General features: G+C 44.3%; 11 protein-coding genes and 4 pseudogenes. 6 read left to right on the top strand and 9 right to left on the bottom strand.

The window, feature by feature from the left end:
• Positions 1-140 precede the first annotated feature (140 nt).
• Positions 141-1304: a SpoIID/LytB domain-containing protein gene (locus tag GQR42_RS11395; protein ID WP_158200074.1), complete on the bottom strand. Its 1164-nt coding sequence runs from the start codon at positions 1302-1304 to the stop codon at positions 141-143.
• Between the two features lie 263 nt (positions 1305-1567).
• On the opposite strand from GQR42_RS11395, the gene GQR42_RS27715 reads away from it, so the two are divergent.
• Both GQR42_RS27715 and GQR42_RS27710 read left to right on the top strand, forming a co-directional pair.
• Positions 1568-1750 (top strand): hypothetical protein, encoded by a 183-nt coding sequence (locus GQR42_RS27715; RefSeq protein WP_199273307.1) that lies wholly within the window; start codon positions 1568-1570, stop codon positions 1748-1750.
• Positions 1740-1889 (top strand): hypothetical protein, encoded by a 150-nt coding sequence (locus GQR42_RS27710; RefSeq protein WP_002766465.1) that lies wholly within the window; start codon positions 1740-1742, stop codon positions 1887-1889. Before GQR42_RS27715 ends, GQR42_RS27710 begins: the two co-directional genes overlap by 11 nt.
• 97 nt (positions 1890-1986) lie before the next feature.
• Here GQR42_RS27710 and GQR42_RS11385 read toward each other — a convergent pair.
• Together GQR42_RS11385 and GQR42_RS11380 are read right to left on the bottom strand one after the other, a co-directional pair.
• Positions 1987-2349, bottom strand: a pseudogene (locus tag GQR42_RS11385) (DUF5615 family PIN-like protein).
• Positions 2327-2677 (bottom strand): DUF433 domain-containing protein, encoded by a 351-nt coding sequence (locus GQR42_RS11380; protein WP_158200073.1) that lies wholly within the window; start codon positions 2675-2677, stop codon positions 2327-2329. Before GQR42_RS11380 ends, GQR42_RS11385 begins: the two are co-directional and overlap by 23 nt.
• A gap of 321 nt (positions 2678-2998) precedes the next feature.
• On the opposite strand from GQR42_RS11380, the gene GQR42_RS11375 reads away from it, so the two are divergent.
• Together GQR42_RS11375 and GQR42_RS11370 are read left to right on the top strand one after the other, a co-directional pair.
• Entirely contained in the window at positions 2999-3307 is a 309-nt protein-coding gene (locus GQR42_RS11375; RefSeq protein ID WP_158200072.1) for a hypothetical protein, read from the top strand.
• Positions 3308-3658, top strand: coding sequence for a hypothetical protein (locus tag GQR42_RS11370; RefSeq protein ID WP_158200071.1), 351 nt, complete (start codon positions 3308-3310; stop codon positions 3656-3658).
• Between the two features lie 229 nt (positions 3659-3887).
• Here the strand turns inward: GQR42_RS11370 and GQR42_RS11365 are convergent.
• Positions 3888-7423: pseudogene (locus GQR42_RS11365) on the bottom strand (tetratricopeptide repeat protein).
• Between the two features lie 83 nt (positions 7424-7506).
• On the opposite strand from GQR42_RS11365, the gene GQR42_RS11360 reads away from it, so the two are divergent.
• Both GQR42_RS11360 and mrdA read left to right on the top strand, forming a co-directional pair.
• Positions 7507-8616 (top strand): S-(hydroxymethyl)glutathione dehydrogenase/class III alcohol dehydrogenase, encoded by a 1110-nt coding sequence (locus tag GQR42_RS11360; RefSeq protein ID WP_158200070.1) that lies wholly within the window; start codon positions 7507-7509, stop codon positions 8614-8616.
• A 684-nt stretch (positions 8617-9300) separates the two neighbouring features.
• Positions 9301-11178 (top strand): penicillin-binding protein 2, encoded by a 1878-nt coding sequence (mrdA, locus tag GQR42_RS11355; RefSeq protein WP_158200069.1) that lies wholly within the window; start codon positions 9301-9303, stop codon positions 11176-11178.
• Here mrdA and GQR42_RS11350 read toward each other — a convergent pair.
• From GQR42_RS11350 to GQR42_RS11330, 5 genes and pseudogenes are all read right to left on the bottom strand, one after another.
• Entirely contained in the window at positions 11175-11981 is an 807-nt protein-coding gene (locus GQR42_RS11350) for a radical SAM protein (RefSeq protein WP_158200068.1), read from the bottom strand. The two genes, mrdA and GQR42_RS11350, sit on opposite strands and share 4 nt — an antisense overlap.
• A 230-nt stretch (positions 11982-12211) precedes the next feature.
• Positions 12212-12634: pseudogene (locus GQR42_RS11345) on the bottom strand (NACHT domain-containing protein); the annotation flags it as partial.
• A gap of 339 nt (positions 12635-12973) precedes the next feature.
• Entirely contained in the window at positions 12974-13483 is a 510-nt protein-coding gene (locus GQR42_RS11340) for a hypothetical protein (RefSeq protein ID WP_158200067.1), read from the bottom strand.
• Positions 13480-14718 (bottom strand): AAA family ATPase, encoded by a 1239-nt coding sequence (locus tag GQR42_RS11335; protein ID WP_158200066.1) that lies wholly within the window; start codon positions 14716-14718, stop codon positions 13480-13482. The genes GQR42_RS11340 and GQR42_RS11335 overlap by 4 nt, the downstream gene beginning before the upstream one ends.
• A 100-nt stretch (positions 14719-14818) precedes the next feature.
• A pseudogene (locus tag GQR42_RS11330) lies at positions 14819-17525 on the bottom strand (phycobilisome rod-core linker polypeptide).
• Between the last annotated feature and the right edge of the window lie 38 nt (positions 17526-17563).

The raw sequence follows: 17563 nt of genomic DNA, 5'->3' as shown, positions 1-17563 counted from the left end.
CAGTGATCAGATTTGAGTTATCAGTTATCAACTAGAAGAAACAGGTCGGCAAGCTGTTGGAAATTTTAGTACAAATGCTCAACTATTTCTCCCTGCTATAGTCAACAGCCTAGCACCAGCGATCGAGAAAGCCAATCAATCTAATTTTGGAGAACTAGACGAGCTAAACCAACTCCGGGATAATAATTACCGAGAATTTGTTGATAATCTAGGCCTTTTTCCGCTAATTTATAAGCTCCAGTTTGACTCATGCCGCGACCACCGTGGGCCCAAGCGACAATTTCATCGGTGGCAGCATAAAGAGACTCGACTACACCGCCTTTATAGCTGAGAATCTGCCCAGCAGTGGCATTAACCGCTTGGTGAGTCGATTGATACTCCGAGCGAATGCCTTTATATACCTGCCAGCGTTGGCTATTGCCCAGATGAAACCAAGCATTAGCGGGGCGGATTATATGTACTAGGGCATAGGAGCGAGCGGCGATCGCCTGTGCCTTTAAAGCGTGCATTGGTGCGCTGGAGTGCATTTCACTCCCCACCACACTATAGAGATAGGCCTCTAAATTAACCTGATTGACCACTAATAAGCGATCGCCTTGGGCCACCAGCAGCACTTTGCCCCGATACCAACTATCATCCACATAAACTAAACCATCGGCACTGGTGGGCTGCACAAAAATCACCTCTGGCAGCGATAAATCGCCCATTTTTAAGCCATTGGCCTCTGGAATGACCGGTAAACCCTCGTTAGTGGCAATCGTTTTTAAACCGCGACCTTGGCGATCGGTGATCACCGCCGGTCCGTTAACTCCCATCAAAACACTGGCCACATCCCTTTTGATCGCCACGCGAATTTCTAGGACCGGCGGCGTATAATTAGCGGGAACCGCTAAAGGTTGTCTAGTCACCGGTTTGGCAGCAGCAGCGGGGGAAGTATTAGGGGAAGTATTGGGGGAACGAACCGATGCTGCTAATTTTTTCGGCGCGGAGGGGGAAGACTGGGGAGAGGGTGCTGATTTTGGAGTCGCAGAAGATTGGGGGGAGGGGAATAGTTTCGGCGATGGCGCGATTAAGGGTGCGATCGGAGATGGGATAATAGGGGAAGGAAAGGCGGAAGTCTCTAGATTTGCCTGCGGTTGCGGGGTTTCTGCTTTTTCCTTGGCTAAATAAGTTAAGAGAATTGGCGTAAAAGTAGCGATCGACAGCAAAGGAACGGCACAATGGCGCAGCAGGGAAAAATAGGTACTAGCAGCAAATTTCATTTTAATCACACCATCTTTAATTTTCTTATCTAACTTTACCATTCCCCTCTCAGGCCGGGCAATTCTAGACAAAAACTTTCGTATTCTTGAGCTTGTCAGGACAAATTAGGCTGAAATAGCCAAGAAAAGCCGAAAAAATCCTGATAAATTCTTCAGTTGTTTTAAGAGAAATTGAACCTGCTCCTGAGAAGGTTCGACAATTTTTTGCAGAGGTTATAACCTATGCAGAGTTAGTTGAAATTACTGAATCTGCTTTACAACTGAGGCAAGCTTATATTGATTATGGTGTGGTGACTCAGAAATCAATGTTAGATGCGCTTCATGTTGCTTTAGCAAGTGTTGCTGGATGTACAATGATTGTGAGTTGGAATTTTAAGCATATCGTCCATTTTCAAAAAATTCCTCTTTACCGTGCTATTAATGTAATCAAGGGATATTCACAGCTAGATATTTATTCACCTCTGGAGGTTATTAATTATGAAGGTTAAGCAATTTGATTGTGTGGCAATAAAACGTTTAGGTAGCGAAAAAATCTATGAAGACATTAAAAATATGAAAATAAAGGAAGAATTAGCCTATTGGCAACAAGCTACTAAAGAGCTAGAAAACCTCCAAAGTCAATCATAGTTTAGCGAAGAAAGTGCAACAACAAACCTAGTTTGTTGTCAAGGTTCTAGTCCGAACAAGTTTAACCTGTTTTCTTTAGAAGGTCATTTGGCTTTGATTAAGTTAACGGTAAATGTACAATTCGGTCTTCATATTCCTTGTCAAAAGAACCTTTGGCAATTACAATTAATTATAACAAGTTATCACCAATACTTAAATCTTGATTGAGAATAAAAATTCCAGGAATGTGACGGTTTTGGTTGAAGTGTTCTATTAAATGTACTGGCAGAGAAGCACGATTATTTGTCCCTAAAATAAATCCCATCACCTCACACCAAATCAAGATTTCTGGGTCTAATGTACCTAATTTTGGTGTATCTGGTTCACCAACTACTCGAATAATGATTTCTGGTTCTCGGCGACGCAATTGTTGAGGATACACCGAATTAACATTTTCATCAATTAAATATTTCAGTGTCATTAGCTTTCTGCTTGGCTGTTATTTCAGCTTTCAATTTTCTCAGTCGTTCAACCACAGACGGAGGATTTTTTCGCTGTTCTTCTCGCATTTTTCGCCCCCATTCTAGCCAGTCGGCGATGTATTGGCTCACTTTTTCTTTATCATGAAGATAATAAAGAATCGTCGCATATACCTGTTCGAGGGTTAAAGATGGATAAGTATTAGCAATTTCTTCGGGAGTTTTGGCTTGGTAAATGAAATCGTGTAAAATAGTTTCAATACCGACGCGGGTTCCTTTTAGCCGAATATCGTTAGGAGCAAGAAAATTAAAATAGTCTTCGAGTTGCATAATTTATACCAATTGAAGATTCAAACTTAACTTTATTCTTTAAGTAACATGGTTATCTTAATTATACTTGATCTTTACCAGATATTGCGATCGCATTGGGTTCTTAATTATTGACCTCTCCCCTGAACCCTGTCCTACAAGGAAAGGGGAGAGAATTTAGCGAAGAGAGCTTCGACTACAAACTGGGTTTGTTGTCGAGGCTCTAGCCCGAACAAGTTTAACCTGTTTTCTTTAGATAGTGAGGAGCTAAATGGACATAACCCTATTGCCCAAATTGGGTAACTTATCTAGAATAAGTATATGAAGAGAGGAGGAGACGTGATGGAGTATCAGAATTTTTCGCTCATTAAAGAAGATATTCAGGCTGATGCTTGGGGACAGATTAGCCTTGGGACTGAATGTAGCAACCGTCACTATCGAATACTGATGAATGCAAGCGGGGAGCTTCTTTTGGTTCCCATGGTGGCGATTCCAGAGGGAGAACTATGGGCTTTTCAGAATCCTAGTGTCCGCGAGTCGCTCAAACGGGGACTCGCAGAAGCCCGCAGGGGAGATTTTGCTGAAGAAACAGTCGATTTAGACGCTATGTTTGAGTTTGCTGCATCTATTCCTGAAGAGGTCGAGGAGTAGGTGAGTTTTTCTTTACGACAGACACAGGAAGCTCGAAATACTCTATCCAAATTGCGAGCAGAAGCGGAACAGGCTCAAAGGACTCGCTTCGCTCAAGGTAAAACAAAAGCATCGAAACAAGAGGGTCTCTACAAACAGGTAACAAAAGCTCTCAAACTCCTGAGTGCAAACCCAAGACATCCAGGCCTGGAGACCCATGAATTTAATTCTCTCGATAACCCTTACGCTCCGACACAGAAGGTTTTTGAGGCCTACGCCCAACAGAATACACCAGGAGCCTATCGAATTTTCTGGTGTTATGGGCCTAATTCGGGGGAAATCACTATTCTCGCTATTACACCTCATCCGTAGATCACAACATTGTAGGGGCGAAGCATTCGGGCGATAACCTATCGCTGAAACCGTAGATTTCCTATCCGAATGCTTCGCCCTTACTTTTTCAGCAAGCCCGAAATAGTTAGCGCTGAAGCGCAACAACAAGCCAGGTTCGTGAGGGAGTGAGGGAGGATCATCACCCCATCACCCCCCCATCACCCCATCACCCTCTCTTTTTAAAGCCGGATTTAGTATTAGGGGGGAGTTAGACCAAACCCCGCACCTCCTCAACCCCAACCCCCAAAATATCAGCCACAGCAACGAAAATCTCCTCATCTTGCGTTTGCTGATAAAGAGCAACAAGACGGGGCAAAGAAAAGGTTTGTACGCTGTAATTATCGTTAAATTCTGCCCAAATTTGTAAGGCTTGCAGGTAATAACTTTTGGCTTGGCTCAATTCCCCAACTTCTTGCGCTACCCTTCCCAAATTGTGCAGGGTGCTGGCTTGCTCATAGCGGGCGCTTTGCGTGCCTCCGGCAGCGCCATATTCAATGTAGATCTCAAGAGCTTGCCGGTAGTAGCTTCGGGCTTGCTCCCATTCCCTCAATTCTTGCGCTAAGTTTCCCAACTGGTGCAGGGTCATGGCTTGGTAGAAGCGGTCCCCATATTCAATCTTGATCTCAAGGGATTGCTGGTAGTAGCTTCGGGCTTGCTCCAATTTCCCCAATTCTGCCGCTACGTTTCCCAACTGGTGCAAGGTGCTGGCTTGAGAAAAGCGGTCCCCATATTCAATCTTGATCTTAAGGGATTGCTGGTAGTAGCTTCGGGCTAGCTCCCATTCCCTCAATTCTTGTGCTACGGCTCCCAAATTGTGCAGGGGTCTGGCTTGGGAAAAGCGATCCCCATATTCAATATAAATCTTGAGAGCCTGCCGGTAGTAGTGCCCCGCCTGCACCCATTCCCTCAATTGTTGCGCTACCATTCCCAAATTGTGATATCCAGAACCCAATGAATAGGCTTTTTTTTGCTCGTCCACCCCTTGGAGATTTTGAGTTAATTCAATAAATTTTAGCAGGGTCTGTTTCGCTTGTTCATAGTTTTTTGTATCTTGATAGGCGATGGCGAGATTGCCCAAAGCATTGGCAATATTACCACCGATTATCCCAGTTTTAATCTCTTCAGGATAAGTTTGACAAGCCTGACAGACACTCTCGCATAGTTTCAGTCTGTTACTAACATCCTTAGTAACAGCGAAATATTGATGTAAACAGAAAAAAATATGAATATTTTCCTGCTTCTTCAAACAAATCTGCAAAGCATTAAACAGATTTTCATACTCCCAGCGGCAGAACAATATCCCCCACTGCTTCTCTTGCGGATTTTTGGAATCTAGTAATTTACTATAATAATCTGCCAAGCCTCGGTAATGATTCTTAAAACCCTCCCAAATTGCTGCTTGTGTCTCTGGTGCTAATTCCTTTAACTTCGTCTTCAAGAAGTAGGGAAAAATGGGCTGAATAGTCAAAAAACTCGACAATTCTTCACTCATCGGCGAAAGCAGTCCCCAATGAATCGCTTCTTCTATCGCTGCATCAAATTGATCAAACTGATAGCCTTGTAAGGGTTCTAATTGCTGTAGTTGTCGGCTATATTCAGGAATAACACCCCGGTGAATAAACCCACTAAAAGGCGCTAAACATAGTAACAACTTCTGCGCCTCCTCCGACAAATTACTGTGGGAATATTCCACACACTTGATGATATTATTAGTCTTATCTTCATCCCCCACATTAACTAACTCCGCCAACTGTAACCCTTGCCAAATCTCCTCCGGTGACTGTCGCTTCAGATTCGCTAACACCACTTCCATCGCCAACGGATACCCCGCCAACAACTTCATCAAGCGTTTAAAATAATTATCCTTTTTAATCGCATTTTTCCGACTCTTTGCCTGACGTTCTAAGATTCTCTCCGCTAATTCAGTTCTCGACTCTTGGTCTAATCCTTGCAACTGATAGATATTCTCCTTAAAAGTCCTGCGTTGCAGCCAAGTTTCCTCACTGCGAGAACCCAAAATCACCTTCGTCTTTCCCCCGACCAAATTCTTGAGAAATTCGGCGATTGCTTCCCTCTCATTCTCCGGTAAAGTATTCTGAATTGCTAACGGTTGTCCCGTCACCGACTCCAGATTATCTAAAATGAGAATATACGCCTCACTGCGGAGTTTTTGTTCTAGTTTCTTTACCCGCGCTCTCAGGTTCATCCCTTGGAAACTCGCCTGTTCAAAGCGATTATAAATTCCCTGACCGATTTCATAGACAATCTGTTCTAACGTCCAAGCTTTTCTATCATAACCAAAATAGAAAATATGGGTCGCCCAGTTGGTTTTCTGCCACCATTCTCGTAGATAATTGAGTAAAGTAGTTTTTCCTGTCCCTCCCATTCCTTTGAGTAAAAGGATATTATGTTTCAGCAGCGCCTTTTCCATTTTGAGAATTTCTAAATCCCTTCCCACAAAGCCGTATTCTGGTAAAGGAAAGACATATTGATTGCCGATATGTTCCCAGTATTTTTCCTCCTCTTCTGGAGTAAATGGACGCAAATTGAGATTAATTTTACCGCGACAATAAATCACCGGTAATAACCAATCTTCTAAATCTATTATCGTATTATAATAGGCGCGGCGTTGCTTATTATTGAATAACTCTAACCGTCCTTTTCGCATCGCTTCCGTTAGGTCTTTTCCGTTCAATAATTGCTGATAAATTGGTTTCATCATCAACTTAGCTGCAGAAACCGTCACCGAATATCCCATCGCCACCACAGCTTGCATTCCCGCAGTCATCAAACGACTCCCTAAACTGGTTTCCCGATAGTCTTCTGATTCCTGGGAAATTTGCTTTGCTGACTGACAAGCATTGAGAATACAAATAGGGATATTTTTCCCGGTGAGTAAATTCGCTAATTCCGTCGCTTCTACCGGAGTCGCTTGACCTTTTTCTTCTCCTTCCAGAAACAGAAAAGCTTTTACTCCCTCATATTCTGCTAAATCCTCCAGTCCCCATCCCCTTTGATAGCGCCAAGAGTCCCCGTGAACCTGTCTTTCGTACTGTTCATACTTCATCAATTCGCCATGAACATCGAAATGAATAACATGATAGTATCCTTCTCCCTTCTCATCCAGATGTCTGGTTAGTGATTCATAAGTTCCGGGACGCAAAATATCAATTTTTACTGGTATTTCACTACTATTTACCAGTTCTACCAAAGGACGGGAAATCGTGCGATAGTTAACATCAGATTCCTCATTAGGACGCGCAATCACCACCAGAAGATTGATAGTAGGATAAGTGGCCATTTGCACCGGGACAACTGTAGCCCCTCGACGCTGGCGGGAGATGATACAATCTATAGAAAAGGGACGCGGTAAATCAGGATCTTTCAGCGCTTCCCAATGTAAAGCTTGAAATTCTGGCGACTGACTTTCGATAATAATTTGCAGTTGACTTAACTGCTTTCGCAAGTCTCGATATTCCCCATAAGCATTTAAATTAGTCTGGAAAACCTGTTTAAATAGGTTTTGCCATAGTTTTGGACGCTGTTGGCGGCTTTTTGCGCTTTATCCCTGTCTAGGGTGGGAAATACTAACCATTCCTCAAAGTACCATTCTAGTTGTTTTTCTTCTTGGTTAGTAAAGGGGTCAGTAACCGTAATTGGGTAGCTGTTACCGCTATCAAAATTGAGACTAGCAGTAAAGCCACCATCGTTAATTCCTTCTTCGCGGATGGTGAGGACTAACATAGAGATAAGTTGAGAATTGTTCTATTACAACTCTTCAGCAGTTTAACGGTATTATACTGGAAAAAACCTATTGCTTTGAGCCTATGGATGTTCGAGCGGCAGTTGCCCTAGAAGCGGGAAAACCCCTAACTATTGAAACGGTACAATTAGCACCACCGCAAGCGGGGGAAGTGTTAGTAGAAATCAAAGCCACGGGAGTTTGTCACACCGATGCCTATACTCTCTCTGGGGCCGATCCTGAAGGCTTATTTCCCTCAATTTTAGGCCATGAAGGGGCCGGAATCGTGGTAGAAGTGGGAAAAGGTGTCACTAGCCTGAAAGTGGGCGATCCTGTGATTCCCCTATACATTCCCGAATGTCGTCAGTGCGAATACTGTCTCAGCTTTAAAACCAATCTCTGTCAAGCGATTCGTCTTACCCAAGGTCGGGGAGTAATGCCGGATGGAACCAGTCGTTTTTCCCTCGATGGTCAGCCTCTTTATCACTACATGGGAACCTCGACTTTTGCTAACTATACCGTACTGCCGGAGATTTCCCTGGCCAAGATTCGCCCCGATGCTCCCTTTGAAAAAGTCTGTTATATCGGCTGCGGAGTCACTACAGGTATCGGTGCGGTGATTAATACCGCTAAAGTGGAACCGGGGGCAAAAGTGGTGGTTTTTGGTCTGGGAGGTATCGGTTTAAACGTTATTCAAGGGGCCCGTTTGGTGGGGGCCGATATGATTGTCGGGGTCGATATCAATCCCCAGAAACAAGCTTTAGCGGCAAAATTCGGGATGACTCATTTTGTTAATCCCCAAGAAATCGAGGGGGATTTAGTGGCCTATCTGGTGGATTTAACTAAAGGTGGGGCCGATTATAGTTTTGAGTGTATCGGCAATGTCCAGATTATGCGTCAAGCTTTGGAATGTTGCCATAAAGGTTGGGGTGTTGCCACTATTATCGGTGTAGCCGGGGCCGGCCAAGAAATTAGTACCCGTCCTTTTCAATTAGTCACTGGACGCGTCTGGAAAGGTACGGCTTTTGGTGGGGCAAGGGGTCGTACAGATGTACCAAAAATAGTCGATTGGTACATGGAAGGCAAGATTAACATTGATGATTTAATCACCCATGTTCTACCTCTGGCAAGAATTAACGAGGCCTTTGACCTGATGCGACAAGGGGATTCTATCCGCAGCGTGATTACATTTTGAGCAGGGATAATGTTACATTAGGTTAAGAAATACTTGACAAAAGACTCCTAATGTATGCGCCAGTTTCCTGGCTCTCTTATTCTTTGTGTGATCAGTTTAACTTAGGGACTTGCGTAGGAATAATATCCCAGCTTTGAAAATCGCTCTGTAGAAGAACCAGACCAGCCCTATGGCACATGATCAAAGCGCAAGTCCCTAACATCTCGAAGGCTCTCCCCCTACTTAGGGTGATCAGCAAACCCCCTCCGCGCGGAGGGCGCAGGTTCCAGGCGCCCCGACAGTAACGGATTTTGTCCACAATGTAGGGGCGAACTGCGTTCGCCCAAAAGGTACATGATCAAAGCGCAAGTCCCTTACTATAGAAGCGATCAATCTTTGTGTCCTCTGTGTCTGGTGTGGTTCCTTCCACTCCTTTGTATTTACTCCGATTTTGTTAAGATATATTGCGGATACCCTTAACTTTAGTAAACAGAGGAGCTAAATCACCTAGTATTGCGTCCTTTTCAGTGAACAGTAAACAGTAATCAGTAATCAGTGAAAAGACAGTGGCAAACTACTATTTAATACTGCTCACTTAATACATACTGCTCACTTAGAACTCAAATCTGATAACTGATGACTGATAACTGATAACTGATAACTGATAACTGCCCCAATAACTTTTAAACTTTTAACTTTAAGCAAATGCGTAATAGCGGACTCCTATCAAAAACCAAAGTCAAACTGAAACCGCAAAAACCGCTCACCGCGCTGACGCGGCCATCGCCGCCTAAATTACAGAATAAAATCAAAGACAAAGATAGGTGTTCGGTCGGTCGTCAGCGTCAGTCATGGCTAATTATGGGCTTAATTAGCATTGTCCTGCTAGGAGGAGTTGGCTCACGATTGGCCTATTTACAACTGCAGCAAGGGCAATTTAACCGAGAAAGAGCAGAAAATAACCGGATTCGCATTCTTCCCAAACCCCCAGTCCGGGGCAACTTATTCGATCGCAATGGCAAAGTTTTGGCTACGGCCCGTTTAACCCATGCGGCCTATATTTGGCCCAAATCCCAGCGTAATCCCGCCCAAAAACTCAATCTTGACCGTTTAGCCAGTATTTTAGCAATTCCCAAAAGCGACCTAGAAAAACGCATTAACGAAGCGGACGAAAACCCCTCCACCCTGATCCGGATTGCTAGGGGTTTAACTCCAGGCCAAATTATCGCCCTAGAGGAATACAAAGACGAATTAACCGGCATTGAAGTGGACGTGGAATCAGTGCGCTACTATCCCAATGGCAAAATCGGGGCGCATATTCTCGGTTATACCGGGGAACTAACCCCGGAGGAATATCAAGCCAAAAGACCCCAGGGCTACCGGTTGGGAGATGTCGTCGGTAAAATGGGTGTAGAAGCCGCCTACGAGTCAAAATTGCGGGGAGAATGGGGGGGAATGCAGTTAGAGGTCAACGGATCGGGACAAGTAATCCAAATTCTCGGCCAAAAAATTGCTAAACCGGGGCAAGATGTCACCCTGACACTAGATTTAAAACTCCAAAAAGCCGCCGAGGCAGCTTTAGGAAAACGCCAAGGTGCGATCGTGGCGATCGATCCCCGGGATGGTTCCGTGCGGGCCATGGTCAGTTATCCTAGTTTCGATCCCAATGTGTTCTCGGCCCCAATTACCACCGCCACTTGGAAAAAACTGCAAGCGGAGGGCAACCCGTTTGTTAACCGCGTCCTGCAAGGATTTCCCCCCGCTTCCACCTTTAAAGTCGTCACTGCCACTGCCGGCATGGAATCGGGGAAATTTCCCCCCAATACGGTCTTAAATACCTTTGCCGCCCTTTATGTGGGGGGGACAGCTTTTGGAGAATGGAATCACGCTGGTTTTGGTCCGATCGGTTTTGTCCGGGCCATGGCCATGAGTAGTAACACTTTTCACGGTCAAATTGGTCGCGGAGTGGGGGGGCCGGCTTTAATTGCCATGGCTCGGCGCTACGGTTTCGGTCAGAAAACTGGTATAGAATTAGCGGAAGAAACCCCGGGGTTAATTGCCGATCGCGATTGGAAACTGCGTAATTTTAAAAACTGGGATTGGTCGGTAGGGGATACGATTAATATGTCGATCGGTCAAGGATTTACCCTGGCGACTCCCCTACAGGTAGCTGTGATGTTTGCTGTCCCCGCTAACGGTGGTTTTTTGGTGAAACCGCACCTTTTACAGGATGCCCGGGATGTTAAGGAATGGCGAAAGTCTTTGAATATGAAACCTAGCACCCTAGACACCCTGAGAAAGTCCCTGAGAGCCGTGGTAGCGGAAGGAACGGGGCGGGCCCTATCAGACCCCGCTTTACCGCCCATAGCGGGCAAAAGCGGCACGGCAGAAGCACCTCCGGGTAAGTCCCACGCTTGGTTTGGAGCTTTCGCACCCTTCGACAAGCCCGAAATTGTCGTGGTCGCCTTTGCGGAACATTCCGGCGGTGGTGGTGGTAAAGTGGCCGCACCTATGGTACGTCAGGTAATGGAGGCCTATTTTAATATCAAACCCAAAGAAGAAAAACCCCGGCCGAAGCCCTAGAGACCCGTGTCGGTAAGCGGCACACAGCGCACGGTAATTCCCGTGGCCTTTGCCATTTTTTCCGCCCAAATTGCCAATATTTCAGCGTTTACGGGGTTGAGAATTTGCATTCCGTCGGCAGCGGTGAGGGGATTATTACCGCGGGTTTCTAATTGTCTTTGTCTGGCCCGGGGACGGGTCGGGGTGTTAAGTTGAATTTCATCTGGTTGTAGCTGTTGCATCAAATCGATGTATCGGTCTTGATCTTGGGGCGACCAAGAGGCCAGTAGCATGGTTTGAATTGCTAGTTTTCCCGACCATTCTTGGCGAAATTGTCTTAATCCCCACCAAAGCTCCTGCCAATCCAGACCGGGAACTGGACGGTTAACCCGTCGCCATTGGGACTCGGAAACAGCATCGATTTTAGCGGCGACGATATCAGCTTTGCTCAAGTCCTGACGCACTTGGGCATCTCCCAAGAGGGTACTATTGGTTAAGACCGCCACCGGCCGCTTGGTCATTTCCTTGACGGTGGCCAGTATTTCCCCTAAATTGAGGGCGAGGGTGGGTTCCCCGCTACCACTGAGAGTGACTATATCCACGTCCCAAGGGGCAAAAGTGCTTAAATCCCTGCTAATTTGTTCGCTAGTAATAAAAATTTTTCGTTGCTCGGTTTTTTGCTCAATTTCTCCTAACTGACAGTAGGCACAGTTAAAGGAACAGGTGGAAACTAAACCAATCGGATCAATGCCTAGGGAACTGCCGAAACGCCAAGAGGCAACCGGACCATATACAGAGCAGAAATAATCATGGTGAGCGGTCATCGAAAATACCCAAAAAATACGGAGAGGGAGGGATTCGAACCCTCGGTACGGTCTTACGATTCGTACAACAGATAGCAATCTGTTGTATATTGCTGTAGTGTAGCTTGTAAGCTACACGCCTTAAGGATTTTAAGTGGTGAAAGAATTGGTGAAGTTGGGTTTCATGCTTCAACCGTTCGGCAAAAGCTCACGGCCGAAGCCCAACCTACGTTCATCTTATATTTAATTCCACTAATAACAGTCCCCACAATACCACCCAAAACAAGAATAGCAAGCACAGGTATCCAGGCAGGATATTTATGAATATCATATTGTTGTTCATAGATATCCCATAATTGAGTCTGTTGAAAACAAGAAGCTTGAGAATTTGCCTCTTTATACAAATTTAAAATATCAGCAATCGTCTTTTTCTTTTTATCAGTATTAAAAAAATTCAACCGGTCAGCTTCTGCATCTTGTTTTGCTCGATTTTGAATATCTACCCTAAGTTGTTCACAAGGATTAGGTGCAGGAGGTGTTTGAGTAGAAATAGGCAAAATTGTCCCCCACGCAACTGAAATTGCCAGCACTAGGACAAAAATCATCAATAACTGCTGCTTTTTCCAGTGAATAAACTTCATTCTCGTAACCGTTTCTTTGCCTTTTTCCCACATCCTAACTACCAATATAACACTGATTCATACAGTATAGGCTACATATCAGGAGAGGCACTCATGCAAGAGGGGGAATAAATAATCAGTTTTTAATAACCAGATTTAGTATAAATTAGGATTGACCAGTACCTAGAAAAAGTTTGAGGACAGAGACTCAATAATCAAGTTACTAGAAATTCAAGCCGGTGTTCGAGAAGCTGGTTCTATTCTGCGCTCCTTGAGTGAGCAGTTTATCACAGCTTGGCAACGGATTCAATGTGAGATTCAACATCAAACTAGGATATCTCTACACTCTAGAAAATCAATATCTTCAGAGCCACCGAATCAAAGAGAATTAAATCAGTCAATTTTGATGATATTTTGAATGATTAATCTAAACCCAGTTTCTTGGCGAAATTTTTCCATCCTCTCCGTTTGTGAAGTCTGAAAGGTAGGCTTTTTGTTATTAGCAATGTAGGCTTTTCTGGACGAATAATCCTCTATACCATGATTTTCAATAAATAGCCGAATTGTGTTTCTCAGTTGCTTTTCTCCGTCTCCTACCCACCCCGAATTTTTCCCCTTTCGTTCTTTTAATTCTACAAAAATCAAACAATTGGCATAGGTCAGCATTCCCTCACAGCGTTTATCCATAGCACTACCATCGACTTTTCTAATTTCAATACATTTATCAATAGCGGTAAATGTCACTTCAATTTCTTGAGAGTTTTCCACAATAGCAATCCAATCACTGGGATTTTCTGTATCTAAATAAGCGGGATTTTCTGAGGGAGATGGCGGATCACAAATTCCAAATTTATGCCGATGGGTTTGACTCTGACATTTTTTATCAAAGAAATTTATCTTCATAACTGTTCTTCGATTTCTAGTAAATCATCAAAAAGCTGATTTGTCTCTCCCAGGGAAAGATTGAGATAATTTTCATCAGAAGGTAAACCATTATATGTAGCAAGTTCTCGGATTTCTCCTTGCTCTGTTAATTCATATACAATAGCATCTTCTGCCGCTATACAAGAGGCTTTCGGGACAATTTGGTTGAGCTTTTCTTGGAGATAATCGGCGTTAGAAATCGCTGATGATAGGATTTTTTTGATAACTTTATCCGCTTTGATAGCTAGGGTTAGATCGTTGATAATATAAGGACTATGAGTAGTTAAAATTAGTTTATTTCCCTGGGTTAAATTGGCAAATTCAAATAATTTATATAAAATCTTTTTCTGAGATTGGGGAAATAGATTCTGCTCAATTTCTTCCACAATATTTACAAAACACTCATTGCGGTATTTAGAAGATAACACTTCTAGTGCTGCCTTTTTTAGGTCATCGGAAAGATTATCATTAGAGAGAATTTTCTCGATTTCCATTTTTAATCTTTTTTGCTCCTCTCCACTGAGTTGATTGCGGGAAGTTTCTTGAGTTCGATTAATCGATAAAGCAATATTTTGAGAAACGAGAAATAAAGGAACAAAAGACTGAAAACCACTGGAAGCTTCTGATAGATTTAGTTGATAATCACTACCCACAATCTTGGCCAGTCTATTGAGTTGATCAAATTCCAATTTAACCTCACCTACTGGCAAAGTCAAACTGCCAGATAATTCCTGTTGTGAGCGATCCAATTCTCCCCAGAAAGTATATAATGATTCTGGCAGTCCTTTGAGTTTTTCTGGCCATCTTACTGCACTCAAAAAGTTTCGCTCTGCTGGTATATACATAATTTTTGGTACTCGATACTTTGGATTATCAGTACGCTCGATCGATAATTTAGCATTTTCAAAACTAATTCTATAAACATCTCCATTGTATTCAATTTGGGTTGCGGGTAAAAAGTAATTGGTTAAATTGTGGTATTGACAAAAAGATTTAACAAAACGATTATATTTAGTCACATATTTTTCTTCTAAATCTCCACGATATAGAGCTTTTTCCAACCAGCTTAATGTTGATATTAATTTAGCAATGCTACTTTTTCCAGTTCCTTGATTACCGATAAAAATCGTTACTTTCCGAACGTCGATAAAACCATCATTTTCTACTAAACCCACCTTAATTGGACCGAAGTTTTTAACTTTAATTTGGCTCATTGTTACCCCCTTGATTGACGATGATAAATTTTGGGCAGTAATTTGTCCCGAAAAAAGCTCGTGTTGAACACGAGCTAAATTAACTAACTTCAAGGACTAACTAACCACCGACCTTAACTACTGGTTTAAAACTGGGAACAACCAGTTCACTATCCTGTTTGGTCAGCTTATTGTATAACCGTTCCGTATTGGGGAAATTAGCGGCCGGTAGAGTCGGGAAACGACGATAGGGAACCGTATCTTCACCAAATAATTGTAGGTATTCCATGCTATTAACCATAGCACCGATAAAGGCTTTTAATCCCTGAGTTGCCAGAATTTGGTTATATTTCTGGATTTCCTTTTGATTCAAGGGAGCGCGACCTAAGAAGTGCTTGGTTCCCAATTCAATTACTTTCGTATTCGGATAGGGAGCATAGAATTCTTTCAGGTAAAGATCCGAACAACCTAAACCCTCAATAAACTCTTTCACCGTGATCTCAGCATTGCTTAATTTACTTTCTAAAGCGGTAAATTCGGCATTGATGATATAGGGTTCTAGATCCCGTTCAAAAATCTGACGATAGGCAGCGCGAACAGTATTTTGTACGGCAACTTTATCGAGATTAGTTAACAGTTTAAAGATCTTAGTTTGTTCCCGTTGAACCGTGACACCTTGACCGACACGAGATTGAATATCGGGTTCAGTGCGAATCGAGACCGAAGGTGTACCCAATTCAATAAAGCGCGGGGTTTCCTCTTGATCAACTCTTTGGCCGATATCTTCGCGGAGATTACCCAAACGCACCATCCGTAACTGCATCCCTTGGGGAGTTAGATAGCGCTCGTAGGGAACCGTATCTTCACCAAAAGCTTCCGTGTATTCAGGACTATCGATAATGGCATCGATTAAAGCATAGAAGCCTTTTTTCGAGCAGATATCGAAGTATTGATTCATTTCCTGACGGCCGTAGGTGGGACGACCGAGCAGACGACGGTGAATATATTCGATCGCTTTCACCACATAGAGAGGAGTCCAGTAGATTTTCCGGAAAGTCTCGGATTTAGCTAGGGTTTTGATAAACTCGCGCAGAGTAATATCGCCATTTTCTAACTTAATCTCGGCCACGGATAAACGCTGACCTTCGTAGGGCATTCGACCGAAAACCTGACGATAAGCCGCTAAAATCACTCTTTGGGTGGAACTTTCGCCAAATTTAACGCTTACCCCATTGCTAGAACCGGGTAACTCGTTATTGAGACGGAAAACTTTCGGTCCCAAAGTACCGGGGAATTCACCTCGGGCGCCCGGGTTGCTATTTTGGTTATTAGTGGCCGGTCCGCGGTGGATGAGGATACGTTTGGTATCCTTACTGAAGGGAGCGGGACTAGAACTGGGTTCGCGGGTTTCTTTCGGGAAAATTGCCCCAAATTGGATTTCTAGGGGATCATTTCCGGAACCGTAAACGTGCTGATCCGGTAAGGGGCGATCGTATTTAGCAAAGGTGGTGATAAATTGGGGAACTTTGCGGAAAGGTGCGCTGTAGTTAAACAGGTCAATCTGCATCCCCCAGTTACGACATTCCTGTGCTTCTGCACCCAAACCCCGGAGATAGGGAACGGTTTCTTCGCCGAAATAGTCGGAATACTCCTGAGAATCGACTAAAGCATCGATTAACGCCGCTAAACCGCCGCTAGAGACGATCGAGAAGTATTTCTGCACTTCTTCCCGGGAGGAAGGACCGCGACCGAGGAAATGACGGAAAGCCAATTCTAGGGCGCGACTATTGATAAAAGGTTCAAAGAACTGTTTGCGGTAGAGAGGCGATTTACCGAGACGACGGACGAATTCTTTCATCGAGATGTCGCCGTTTTTCAGCTTCGATTCTAGGTCAGAAATGGACTGACTGTAGGCGCGAGTGATGTCCCGTTCAAAAATTTGTCTGTACGCGGCCTTGATAATCGAAGATTTTTCCGACTCCGATAAACCAGTTTTCATGACAAACTTTTGTCGTTTTTCGGCGCCATTGTAGTAGCTTTGGGGAAGACTTAAACCCTGTTGGTCACTACTGGGACGCTGACGCAGTTTATTAGAGGGGGTGGGGGCTTTTAATTCCCCCAGTAGGATATTGAAATAATCACTGATTAAAGTGGCCGCATCCTTGTCTCTTTGGAAATACTCGATCGAAGCGGCCCGCATTTCTTGTAGGGCCACGATGGTGGCATCAATAGAACAGGCATTTTCGAGAACTTCCCTTAAACCGCGGGTATTAACGATCAGGATACTGGTATCACCGGCCACGATCGCATAGGTAATGTAACGCAGGAACCAGGATAAATCCCGGAGGGACTTCTGCATATTGCTCGGACCGTAACGAGAGACGTTAATCGGTCGGAATCCGGGGGGAATCGGGCCGCTAGAGGTGAAAATCCCCTTTAAGCCACCGAGAAGGCCACTGCCGCCACCGGACCCGCTTTCAGCGTAGGTAACGGTTCCTAATTTCATCCCTTCCTGGACGTTGGTAACTTTACCCGCACCCACCAGGGCCAATTCTTCCACGGGGGGTTTTTTCTAGGTAGGCCATGGGTGAACCACCGGTAAAAATCCGGTTAGCTGCCCGCGAGACGATCAGATCGGAGTTCCGGGTGAGCGTTTGGGCAATATCTAAACGCTTGCTCCCCGATTGGAAGTAGGCGATCAGTTCATTGAGTTCGGGTTTATCGAGAAAGCGGTCTTGTTGTTCTGCTTGGGTAATGGCAGATACCGGGACGGTTTGATAGAGTTGGGGACGCGCTAAGGAGCTGCCACCGCTTGCCTTAAGACTCATTGGATTTTAACTATCTCCCTTGACGATGTGCTGAGTTC

This window comes from Microcystis aeruginosa FD4, assembly GCF_009792235.1.
Lineage (GTDB): Bacteria > Cyanobacteriota > Cyanobacteriia > Cyanobacteriales > Microcystaceae > Microcystis > Microcystis viridis.
Note: the sequence above shows the minus strand (reverse complement) of the source record. Positions and strands in the feature narration are given on the sequence as shown.

Coding starts and splice junctions, on each gene's coding strand:
- GQR42_RS11395 (WP_158200074.1), bottom strand. CDS start 1,304: ATGGTAAAGTTAGATAAGAAAATTAAAGATGGTGTGATTAAAATGAAA.
- GQR42_RS27715 (WP_199273307.1), top strand. CDS start 1,568: ATGTTAGATGCGCTTCATGTTGCTTTAGCAAGTGTTGCTGGATGTACA.
- GQR42_RS27710 (WP_002766465.1), top strand. CDS start 1,740: ATGAAGGTTAAGCAATTTGATTGTGTGGCAATAAAACGTTTAGGTAGC.
- GQR42_RS11380 (WP_158200073.1), bottom strand. CDS start 2,677: ATGCAACTCGAAGACTATTTTAATTTTCTTGCTCCTAACGATATTCGG.
- GQR42_RS11375 (WP_158200072.1), top strand. CDS start 2,999: ATGGAGTATCAGAATTTTTCGCTCATTAAAGAAGATATTCAGGCTGAT.
- GQR42_RS11360 (WP_158200070.1), top strand. CDS start 7,507: ATGGATGTTCGAGCGGCAGTTGCCCTAGAAGCGGGAAAACCCCTAACT.
- mrdA (WP_158200069.1), top strand. CDS start 9,301: ATGCGTAATAGCGGACTCCTATCAAAAACCAAAGTCAAACTGAAACCG.
- GQR42_RS11350 (WP_158200068.1), bottom strand. CDS start 11,981: ATGACCGCTCACCATGATTATTTCTGCTCTGTATATGGTCCGGTTGCC.
- GQR42_RS11340 (WP_158200067.1), bottom strand. CDS start 13,483: ATGAAGATAAATTTCTTTGATAAAAAATGTCAGAGTCAAACCCATCGG.
- GQR42_RS11335 (WP_158200066.1), bottom strand. CDS start 14,718: ATGAGCCAAATTAAAGTTAAAAACTTCGGTCCAATTAAGGTGGGTTTA.